Below are 10,723 nucleotides of genomic sequence, written 5' to 3'. Positions count from 1 at the left end.
CCTGTAAAGCTGAACGCGGTTATACGGCACCGCGCTGGTGGCCATATCGAAGAGCCAGGGATTGCCGTTCTCAACCGGCACCGCGCAGGCGATCGGATTGGTGCCGTGAAAGCGCATCGCGCCGTCATGCAAGCGAACAAAACTGTCGGAATTGCAGAACGCAAAACCGATGAAGCCCTGCCCGGCCGCCTGAAGCGCATAGGCGCCGGCCGGCCCGAAATGCGAGGAATTGCGGATGGCCACGGCGCCGATGCCATGGCGGTCCGCCAATTCGATCGCATGATCCATCGCCACGAAGGTCGCAAGCCCTCCATGGCCATTATCGGCGTCGAGCACACCGACCGCTCCGAATGCCGACGAAAGCGCCACTTTCGGCTGCGGGTTGATGCGGCCCTCGATCAAGCCTTTGACATAGTGCGGCAAAAGCCTGACGCCGTGGCTGTCGATGCCGAGCCGCGTCCCATGCATCATTGCCCGCGTCGCTCCATCGCTGGTAGCCTCGTCAGCACCCGCTGCCATGAAGACGGCGCGACAGAAGCTGTCGATGGAAGCAAGCGTGGCCCTTACCGGCGAAGTCGGATGTTCAGTCGGCATCGGCAAATCACCTTTCACCAGCGCTCGCTGGCCGCCTTGGCGTCGTAACGGGCTCGGGCCGCCAGAATTTCAGCCTGGTTCGATTCCGTCCACCCCACCAGCGCGCGGATGGTTTCGTGCAGAGTGCAGCCAAGCGGCGACAATGCATATTCCTCACGCGGCGGCACGACGGGATAGACCGTTCTCTCGATAATTCCGTCGCGTTCGAGGTTGCGCAAGGTGGTCGTCAGCATGCGCTGGCTGATGCCTTCGATGCTGTTGCGCAATTGCGTGAAGCGGAGCGTGCGCTTTTCCAGAAGAGCGATCACCAGCAGCGACCATTTATCGGCGATCCGATCGAGGATCTGCCGCACCTCGCAGCCTTCGCGCACATCCCATTGCAGGACGTCGTAATCCGCCTCGCTGCTGCAAAGGTTACTCGGTGAGTTTAAAGTGCCTTCTTTCATGGGTCCGGAGCATGGCCTAATTGTTTGATGGTTACAAGAGGGAACTGACTGACGAAAAGTCACTCAAACTCTCTTCATCGTCAACGAAGGACCATGCTTATGTCCACGACCCTTTCTTCTTCCGAAGCAGGCGCTGCACCTATGACGCCGCGTGCTGCAGCGACGTTGATCGTCCTTTGCGGAGCCATTTTTCTTGAGGGCATCGATGTTGCCATGCTCAATATCGCGCTTCCGGCAATCCGGGCCGATCTAAATCTGACGACAACGACGCTGAGCGGCGTGGTGAGCGCCTATGTGCTGGGCTATGCCGGTTTCATGCTTCTTGGCGGCCGTGCTGCGGACATTTTCGGCAAGCGCCGGGTCTTCCTTTGCGCACTTGCCGTCTTCATTGCATTCTCCGGTCTCGGCGGCCTTGCGACGGAAGGCTGGATGCTGCTGTTGGCCCGCTTCGTCACGGGCGCTGCCTCCGCATTCATGACACCGGCGGGGCTGGCGCTCGTCGCGACGAATTTTCCGGAGGGTCCCCAGCGCAACCGCGCAGTGACCATCTACGCCTCCACGGCTTCCGCCGGTTTCTCGCTCGGGCTCGTGCTGGGCGGATTGCTTGCTGCAATCGACTGGCGCTGGGTGTTCTTTGCGCCGGTGATCCTGGCGCTCCTCATCTTTGTCGCCGCAATCAGGCTCATCGCCGACAGGCCGTCTAGAGCCACCAGGGAGCGCTTCGACATTCCAGGCGCCGTTACGCTCACCGCAGCGATGCTGCTTGCGGTTCATGGCGTGACCCGCCTCGAACATCCGGACCAGAACTTGGCATGGACGCTCGGCATATTCGGCGTGAGCGCGGCCCTGTGGCTTGCCTTCTTCCTGATCGAGCGCCTGTCCGCCGCGCCGCTCGTGCGTTTTTCAATATTCCGCTCCGGCTCCCTCGTCCGGTCGAACCTCGGAGCGCTGCTGTTTGCCGGGTCGTTCTTCGGCTTCCAGTTTATCGCGACCCTCTATCTCCAGGAGCTGCTTGGCTGGACGCCGATTGAGACCAGCATTGCGATGCTTGTGATCGGCATCGACGCGGTCGTCGCTCCCATCCTGACGCCCAGGCTTGTCGATCGCTTCGGAAACGACCGCGTGATCTTCGCAGGTTTCGTTCTTGCCGCCATCTCCTACGCATTGCTGTTGGGGATGGAGCTCGACTGGACATATGCCGCAATCTTCCCGAGCATGCTTTTGCTCGGACTGGCCTTCTCGATCGCCTACAGCCCGCTGACAATTGCCGCCACCGATGGCATTCATGAAGACGAACAGGGGCTGGCGGGCGGGCTGGTCAATACCGCCTTTCAGTTCGGCGCAGCGCTTGGCCTGTCGGGTGCAAGTGCGATCGGCGCCTATGTTCTTGGCGAAGCTACATCTGCAGAAGCCCGGCTGTTAGCGCTGCAAACGGCGCTGATCGTCCCGGTCGCAGCTGCCGTGGCTGGCGCACTGATCACTGCCATGGGCATCAGGCGCTGCCGCGATCTGTCCTGCGATCAGGTCATGCCATCCTGAACCCACGAGACGGCCGCGGCTCCAGTCGCGGCCATCAATCGCACCGCACATCCGCTAAGAGCAAATAGTCGTCCGAGCCAAAGGCAACATCGCTTTTGTCGAAGCAAAATCTCTTCGGAAGGATGCGGATCGCATAGCGGCGATTGCAGGCGCCAGGAAAATCCAGCCGGTATTGCCGGCGTTCCATTGAACTCGACGGTTCGGAATGTCTTGCGTGTCCGAGATAGGAGGCGTTCTCTATCAGCCGCACCGAACCGGACAACCCGACCTTCGGGCGAAGCGCCCGGAAATCTTTGCCCATCGTTTCATCCAAACTTGGATAGTCCTTCGCATTCGGCTTTTCGCCTGCCGCAGGAATGAGGCTTTCCCTGACGGCCATGTTGAAGCGCACGTCGTCTCTGCCGGGGACTTCGCCGTAGCTGTTGAGGTACTTCCAGCTCACACGAATACGCCGCTCCGTGGGGAGGCCGGGATCCGGCGGCAAAAAGGTGAGAGCGAGGTCGCCCGGAGCCGATCCGTCACCGCCCGCCCCTTTTCCCGGAGCGGGACAGGGCGTGTAGAGCGGGCGGTAGCCGCATTCCGGCCCGCCGCTGCCCCATAGGCAATCGCTGAGCTCGTGCCACGCGTTAACGCTGATCTGCGATGAGTGCCCGGAGACATCGTTACCGGTTGCCGGAACCATCCAGGGGTGAATCCTGCCGCCGCCCGAGCGCCGTGCCCATTCCGTCCGGTGCATATCCACCTGCCGGAAGTTTTCCTTCTCGGCGCGAAGCTGCAGAAGCTGTGCCCAACTGGGATTGGAAATGAACGGCTCACGCCCAACTGCGTCAGGCACGAGACGCTGCCCGGTCGCCTGTGTCGTCAGCGTGTGGCACTCCGTGCAGTCGCCGTTCGGATCGCGTACCGTGCTTGCGTTCTTCAGTTCGGCCGCATAGGTGCTGGTATAGCCGGACCCAATCACGCGAAAGGGCGTCCTCTCATTGCGGGGTAGTCTTGGAAGATAGGCGCCGAGGCTGAAGGCCCGGGCTCTCGGATCACTTCTGCCGTCCCGATAGCCAATTCTTGCCTGTCCGATATGCGGATTGATGACGTAGGGATTCTTGTTGTCATGGCATGCCGAACATTCAATTTGAAAAGTCGGATCGTAAAGCGCTTCTGCCTCCACCCGCCCGGCTGTGTCGGAATATGCCCGACCGCCCGGCGGAACGAACGGCTTCGACCAGTCGAACACCTCCTGGTCCTTACGGCCGTCGAAGAACACGATCTCGCCGGTGCCCCTGTTGAACCCGATCGAGCCGAAGCGCGAGAATTTCGGATTTGATCGCTGCCAATAAGGGTCGGGCTCAACCTCCAGGCTGGCATTGGATTTGCGGCACAAGAAGAGCCATTCCACATTGCCTTTCACGACGCGGTTCAGACGCGAGTTCAAGCCGCAATAAGTGACGTTGCCGGCAAGCGACGGCTTATCGCATTTTGCAATGCTTGCCGTCCGTTTGACCACGGCGCCGTCCGCATCCCGGTGTTCGAATTCCAGCGGATTGCCCGCCTTGTTGGGGTTTGGTTGCAGGTCGACGATATTGCCGTCGACTTCGAGCGGGATCGTTTTGGCACCCCCACCGGCGCAATCTGCGTCCGGGATCGTCCCGAAAACCGCGCGAGCCTCGTCGCCGAACCGGGTCGTGATGTTGGTGCTGGCCGATGCCGGCTCCCACAGGAAGGCACCGTTCCACCGATCAACGGTTTCGGCGAACTTTTCCTCGGTCAACTCTGGATCGGGAACGTCATCCGCCTTCGGCCGATCCAGGGCATTGGCCGAGGCAAGCGCTGCAGCCCCGATGATGAATGCGAAGCCGACACCCTTCACACCCATTTCCGCACTCCTCCGGCCCAGATGCTTCGCCCGGTTGGCCGCGCCCAAACACGCGAAATCTTAAACCGTCAGAAACCTGATTTACCGCGCCCGCGTCATAACCTTCGGCTCGTCGGTAATGAGCGTAAGCATTTTAAATTTCCAGGCACCGTTCTCCTTGACGAAAACCGCCCTTAAAACCGCGGCATAGTCGAGGGTTGGCACTTCGGTGTCAGCCCGCTGGATGACTGCCAGCATGGCGGACTTTGCTTCGACCGTCCCCGGGGCATTCGGATCGACAATGTTCAGGAGCGTATTGCTTTCAAAGTGGCGGACACGCGATTGCGCGTCATCGAGCTTGAGAAAAAGGCCTTTGAAATAGTTCAACAATTGATCAGGATCATCACTCTTGTCACCTTTGAGCGCTCCGCCTCCGCTGCAGACCTGATAGATGGCATCGCTCGTAAACATCTCGGCGATGACGGATGCATTCTTTTCGTCCAGCGCCCAGAAGTAGCGATGGATCAGATCCATAATTGCTTGGCGTTCGGCCGGTTCGGGATTCGTAATCGGGTATGTCCAGTTCTTGGCGGTGGGGTCGTCACAGACTGGGTCCACTGCCAACGCCGGTCGATCGGATACCAGCCAGATAGCGCAAACCGCCGCCAGCATGAATGCAGCAGGTATATTTGTCGCCCATTTCTCTTTTCGAAGAATAGCCACTTTCCCCTCCTGTTGATCGCGCCTCGATTGAAGATCGGCAGATGCCTTGGACACTGGACTTTGCGGGGTTATTGCCGAACGGCTTTTCTCTCCCAATCACCATAGGTCGTTCGATTGGAATAGAAGCCGCCGCACGCGCGATGCACTGTTTGATGAAGTCCCCAACTGACGGTAAAGTACATTATATCGAAATACTAAGAAAGAAATTGCTAAATTTAGAAGATATGCGTGTTTCGCTTTGCTCAGTGCTCCATGTAACATGGGTCGGACGCGGGACGACGAGACCGGCGGCGTGATTGCGATTATCCTCAGCAGATCACCGTGAATGCCGAAGAACGGATTTCTGGCAGAAAATATGGACGAGGTGGTTTCAAAATGGTTGAACACGCTTGGCCTCAGTCGGCTTGGGGAAGCTTTTGCGCAGGCGCAAATCGATTTCGACACGCTTCGTCTCTTGTCCGACGATGACCTCAAAGAGCTTGGAATCCCCCTCGGTCCGCGCCGAAAAATCCTCTCCGCCATCGCACAGCTGGACGATGCCCACGAACCGCGTCAACGGCCGATGGTGCCTGTGGAACGGAGGCCGCTGACCATCCTGTTCTGCGACCTGGTCGGTTCGACGGAATATGCCTCGCGCCTCGATCCCGAAGACTTCAGCAAGCTGACGCAAACCTATCTCAACCGGTGTGCCGCACTCGTGCATGCGCATGGCGGGTTCACCGCCAACTATATCGGCGACGCGCTGCAGGCATTGTTCGGCTATCCGACAGCGGAAGAGGATGACGCAGAACGGGCGATCAGGCTCGGCTTCAGCCTCATACAGGCGATGCCGCAGATTGAAACGCCTGACGGATCGCGGTTGCAGATCCGCATCGGAATCGCAAGCGGGCTCGTGGTTGTCGGCGATTTCGCTGGAGCGCCCGCGGGCGTGTCGACTGTCGCCTTCGGACCGGTGCCGAACCTCGCCCAGAGGCTGCAGACATTGGCAGCCGCTCAGACAATTCTTGCCGACCAGAAGACACGCGAGGCCGCCAACGGAGCCTTCGATTTTGTCGATCTTGGTGCAAAATCGTTGAAGGGGTTCAGCGATCCGGTGCGAATCTGGCGTGTCGACAAGGCCAGAACGCTGGAAAACCGGTTTGCAAAAAGAACCCACTTGACGAAGCTTGTCGGCAGGCGCGCCGAACTCGACCGCCTGCGTGAGCTTGCAGATGGGATCGTGGCCGAAAAGAGCGGACGGGCGATCCTCATTTCGGGCGAAGCGGGCATCGGCAAATCGCGGCTGATTTTCGAGGCGCGCTCGCGCGCTCCGCACTTTAAGGCTTTGACGCTTCAATGCGCGCCTGCTTATTCCAACAGCGCCTTGTATCCGTTTCTGGATCTGGTTAAGCGTCATGCGGGGATCAACGATGCCGCGCCGGCAACGGCGAATTCGGAACTGTTGGAGGCGATCCTTGTCTCCAGCGATATTCCGCTTTTCCAAACGCTGCCCGTGTTTTCGCGACTGCTGGCAATCGAGCAAACGGATTATCCCTTGCCGGACCTGACATCGAAAGAACAGCAGACGATCGTGCGCCGCTTTTTTGTCGAATGGCTGCAGGGCATGTCGCAGGCAAACCCGTTGTGGCTGACGATCGAGGACGAACAATGGATCGACCCCTCCTCCGGTGACGGGCTGAAAGCGCTGATCGATGAAGTGCGGTTCGCGCCCATGCTGGTCGTCGTCACCTCGCGTGAGGCGACGCTGCAGGCACCTATGAAAAATCCATCGCTGCATGGGCTCCGCCTAAAGCGGCTGACCCGCTTCGAAGCCCAGGCACTTTGCCGCGAGCTGGCGAAGGGCAGCACTATGACCGATGACGCCAACGATTTCGTTCTCGCCAGGGCCGAAGGCGTGCCGCTCTACGTCGAGGAGCTGTGCCGCGCGGTCGCCGACGGCCATGCTGCCCGCATATTGAAGGAAGAACCGGGTGCGACGGCGGACATACCGGTGACATTGCAGTCTTTCCTGCTCTCGCGCCTCGACAAGCTGGGGACCGGCAAGATGATCGCGCAAATGGCGGCGGTCATCGGCAGAGTGTTCAACATCGGCATGCTTTCGCATCTTTCCGGCCTGTCCGAGGAGGCTCTGGTTTCGATCCTGGATCGCCTGATCCAAGCCGGGTTGATCGCGCCGCAACCGGCGATCAACTGGCCGAGTTACAGTTTTACCCATGCCCTCCTGCAAGAGGCAGCCCAGGCTACCCTCCTGCGCGAACGCCGCCGACAATTGCACCATCTTGTCGCCGAAGGTATCGAAAAGCTCTATCCAAGACAGGCCGCCGAGCATCCGGAAGTCCTTGCGCAACATCTCGCTGCGGCCGGGCTCTACCAGCGGGCAGCTGATTGCTGGCTCACCGCCGGCCTCAAGACGGGCGCCACCTGGGCAAAGGTCGAGGCCGCCAATATGTTCACAAACGGGCTGGAGTGCCTTCAAAAATTGCCGCCATCGCGGGAACGCGACCAAAAATGCCTCAAGCTCGAACTCGAACGCGGCGACGTGCTTTATGCCACGTTCGGCTACGTCACACCCGAAGGAAGCGCGGCCTATCGCAATGTCATGTCTTTGAGCGAGAGCCTCGGCGATCCGGAAGCGGGTATCCGCGCCCTCGACGGGCTGTTTGGTACCGCCTTGAATTCAGCGCGGTTCGCCGATGCGGAATGGGCAAGCGACCAGCTACTCGATATGGGGCGTCAGCAACTGAATTTGAAAGCCCTGGTCCTCGGCATGCAATTCAAGGGCATGTGCCTCTTTTCGCAGGGCAGGCTCGAAGAAGCCCGGCAATATCTGGAGGAGGCTCTCGAGTATCGCGCGAAGGCAGACGAGGTCGGCAGCGATTTTCCGAACATGACGATGATCTATCTGTCATGGACACTGCATCTGCTTGGACATCACGAGCGCGCCATCATGCTTTATCACGAGGCCGAGCAGGATGCGCGCCAGCAATCCGATTACGGGTTGGCGGGCTGGCTTGGAAACGGCTGCGTTCTGATGGCCCTGCGCAAGAACGTGGGCGCCTTGCAGGCAATGGTGGACGAGTTGGGGCCGCTCGCCAAGGCGAATGGCTTTCAGCTATGGGCGAATCTTGCATCATTCTTCCAGGGCTGGGCGATGGTTCATGCCCATCACGACGGCCGGGGCTTGCAGCAGATGCGCGCCACCTGCGACAACCTCGGCGAACAGCAGATAGACAAGCCCTGCTATCTCGGCCTGCTGGCAGAAGCGAGCCTCGCGCTCGGCGAATTCGAAGCTGCCGCCCGTCTCATCGATGAGGCGCTGGCGCTGACCAAGAAGACAGGCGAGCATTATTTTACAGCGGAACTGCTCCGGCTCGCAGGCGTGGCGAGCCTATATCTTAAAGGCGATGCTCACTCCGCCGAGCGCGCGTTCCGCAAGTCGGCAGCCTTCGCTCAAAAACAGGGCGCAAAGACCTGGGAATTGAAGGCCACGCAAAGCCTTGCCGAACTCCACCGCTCGACCGGCCGGAAAACCAGAGTGGAACGGCGCCTAGACGCCATTACCGGATGGTTCGAAGGGCAGAATAAAACGGCAAGGATGTAATCCGTCGGCTACAACGTGGTGGCGATCTGTTGCGGCAGATGAGTTATTCTGCGGGCCAACCGCAGGGCCCGCGAGGGAATAAACCACCCCGCTTGCGATGCGCAGGTAAGGCCATATGCCAAAAGCAGCGCGACATATACGGCAATGCTGGTTGAAGGCTTACCCTTCGGCGTCTCAATCCACGCGCCTGATGACACCGATCTTTTCAACGACCTCCTGAAACGTGAGATTTCTAAGAAGGCGAGCTGTCTTGAGGTTTGCCCCAAGGACGTTCAGTGAGCACTCTACAGCGTTAAGGGGTGCCAAAAGTAATTCGCTTTTCCATGATACCTTGAGAGCTCCTTATGTGCCGTAAAGTAACCTCAAGAGAACATTTGCAGCATGTCAACCGATGTCAGCTCCAGGTGCCGTCAAGGTAAAGCACACAAACCGCGGAAGAAGGAACGGTCCTTGTGGCAACCGAGAACAAGCGGCTTTCCATGTTCCGGTCTACATCGAGGAGCGACAGGAGCAGCTACCGACGCCCAAGGTCAAGATCAACAGCGAGAAGAATGGTTACAAGCCGCGGGGTCGCAAGCCAGTCGGAAGACTGATCTCGTCAATGATACCGATGTCATTGCAAAACAGCAGAAGGCGCTCTACCGCCCGCCGAGTGATGCGCTGCCATGGCGGATTCCCTCAAGCACAAAGCCTGGTCTACAGGTGCTTCGGGCTATGCCGCTGTCACTAGCGGCTTCGCGCGCTCGATCCGGGCCAGTTCCTTGGGGCTATGCATGGCATCCCATAAGTCGCTGCGCCGCTGCACGTTGAGCCAGAAATCCGGGCTGTTACCAAACACGCGCGCCAGGATCAGCGCGGTTGCCGCCGTCACGTTACGCCGGTCGTTGCACAATTCGTTCACATGCTTGCGCTGGACGCCCATTGCCTCGGCCAAGGCCGCCTGCGTCAGGTCGAGCGGCTGCATGAATTCTTCCCTCAGGATTTCGCCGACGGTCGCCGGCTTCCGCTTGGTCATCAACATCTGTCACCTCATCGATAGCTATGGCCGTCAAGATCGACCTCGGACGCCTCGCCACGACTGCCATCCCATCGAAAAACAACCCGCCATTGTCTGTTGACGTGGATTGAATGCAAACCCTCGAGATTGCCGCGTAGTTTCTCGAAATAGTTACTGGGCGGCACACGCAAGTCCTGATCGGTCGTCGCGTCGTCGATCATTTGGAGTTTGCGGAACAACCGGCTTTCGAGGTCGGCTGGAATGTTCCGGGAGTGGACATCCTCCACAAAGCAGGCCCGCAACCATTCGTCCCGAAAACCGACGATCATTCATGTCTCCAGATTCGAGTGAATGTACCACTCCACGGGTCATTCTGCAAGCGCGGGAAATAATCGTGTACGCTTTGCCGGTCTTTATGAAGGTCACTAATCTGAACTTCGCAGTTGCCCCTGTCGCCTGATGCAAGGGAATGAGCGACTGATCTGACACCCTCAAAACTTGAGCCGTGGCGCGTCTCACCCGCCCCCGCCCCCTTGCAACCCGGCCCAGCCGCTCAGGCCGGGGGCTTTCGTCAGCGCAAGCGGAGAGGTCGAGTGTCGCATTTCTAAATGGATGAAGACGCTGGATGTGACGTTCTACTTTGCGCCCAAACGGACATTCCAACCTCGCCGCCACACGGGCCATCTACGGAAAGCACGGACGTCGTGCGCTCTGCAAAGGCTCGAGCGTCATCACGAGCAAGGCGGTTCGACTTCACCTGGCCGTCAAGCAGGCCATATCCGACGATGGCTACCGAACGGCGAACTGGCGGAAAAGCGTGCCGGACATCCCGGGGATGAAGGCCACCGGCACTGCTCGACGGCAACACCGGCAGCCGCAGCGCAGAAAACATGGCCCAGGGACGAAAATAGAGCCCGATCGGATATTTTTGCGTGGAGGCCGTATGTTGGAAAGGCTTCGTTACCGGGCCAGAG

8 protein-coding genes and 1 pseudogene are annotated in these 10,723 nt (G+C 59.3%); 3 read left to right on the top strand and 6 right to left on the bottom strand.

The genetic code is table 11. The annotated features are described in order from the left end of the window. Together C9413_RS19970 and C9413_RS19965 are read right to left on the bottom strand one after the other, a co-directional pair. On the bottom strand, window positions 1-594 hold a 594-nt coding region (locus tag C9413_RS19970; RefSeq protein ID WP_170250805.1), incomplete at its 3' end, for an Ldh family oxidoreductase. 14 nt (window positions 595-608) lie between these two features. Next, window positions 609-1,040 (bottom strand): helix-turn-helix domain-containing protein, encoded by a 432-nt coding sequence (locus C9413_RS19965; protein WP_170250804.1) that lies wholly within the window; start codon window positions 1,038-1,040, stop codon window positions 609-611. A gap of 99 nt (window positions 1,041-1,139) precedes the next feature. Here C9413_RS19965 and C9413_RS19960 point away from each other — a divergent pair, with 99 nt between their 5' ends. Then, window positions 1,140-2,579 (top strand): MFS transporter, encoded by a 1,440-nt coding sequence (locus C9413_RS19960; protein ID WP_039845767.1) that lies wholly within the window; start codon window positions 1,140-1,142, stop codon window positions 2,577-2,579. Between the two features lie 34 nt (window positions 2,580-2,613). Here C9413_RS19960 and C9413_RS19955 read toward each other — a convergent pair whose 3' ends face one another. Both C9413_RS19955 and C9413_RS19950 read right to left on the bottom strand, forming a co-directional pair. Continuing rightward, the gene (locus C9413_RS19955) at window positions 2,614-4,449 is read right to left on the bottom strand and encodes a hypothetical protein (protein ID WP_170250803.1); all 1,836 of its coding nucleotides are present in this window, start codon (window positions 4,447-4,449) and stop codon (window positions 2,614-2,616) included. A gap of 81 nt (window positions 4,450-4,530) precedes the next feature. Next, window positions 4,531-5,151 (bottom strand): nuclear transport factor 2 family protein, encoded by a 621-nt coding sequence (locus C9413_RS19950; protein WP_170250802.1) that lies wholly within the window; start codon window positions 5,149-5,151, stop codon window positions 4,531-4,533. Between the two features lie 355 nt (window positions 5,152-5,506). Here C9413_RS19950 and C9413_RS19945 point away from each other — a divergent pair, with 355 nt between their 5' ends. Both C9413_RS19945 and C9413_RS33595 read left to right on the top strand, forming a co-directional pair. Continuing rightward, entirely contained in the window at window positions 5,507-8,752 is a 3,246-nt protein-coding gene (locus C9413_RS19945) for an adenylate/guanylate cyclase domain-containing protein (protein WP_170250806.1), read from the top strand. 490 nt (window positions 8,753-9,242) lie between these two features. Next, window positions 9,243-9,397, top strand: a pseudogene (locus C9413_RS33595) (ISNCY family transposase); the annotation flags it as partial. 67 nt (window positions 9,398-9,464) lie between these two features. On the opposite strand, the gene C9413_RS19940 reads toward C9413_RS33595, so the two are convergent. Next, window positions 9,465-9,773 (bottom strand): HigA family addiction module antitoxin, encoded by a 309-nt coding sequence (locus C9413_RS19940; protein ID WP_039845769.1) that lies wholly within the window; start codon window positions 9,771-9,773, stop codon window positions 9,465-9,467. Between the two features lie 8 nt (window positions 9,774-9,781). Further along, entirely contained in the window at window positions 9,782-10,078 is a 297-nt protein-coding gene (locus C9413_RS19935) for a type II toxin-antitoxin system RelE/ParE family toxin (protein WP_039845770.1), read from the bottom strand. Between the last annotated feature and the right edge of the window lie 645 nt (window positions 10,079-10,723).

Origin of the sequence: Rhizobium sp. SEMIA 4085, assembly GCF_013004495.1 — a bacterium.
GTDB lineage: Bacteria > Pseudomonadota > Alphaproteobacteria > Rhizobiales > Rhizobiaceae > Rhizobium > Rhizobium gallicum.
This window is presented reverse-complemented; position numbering and strand designations above follow the sequence as displayed.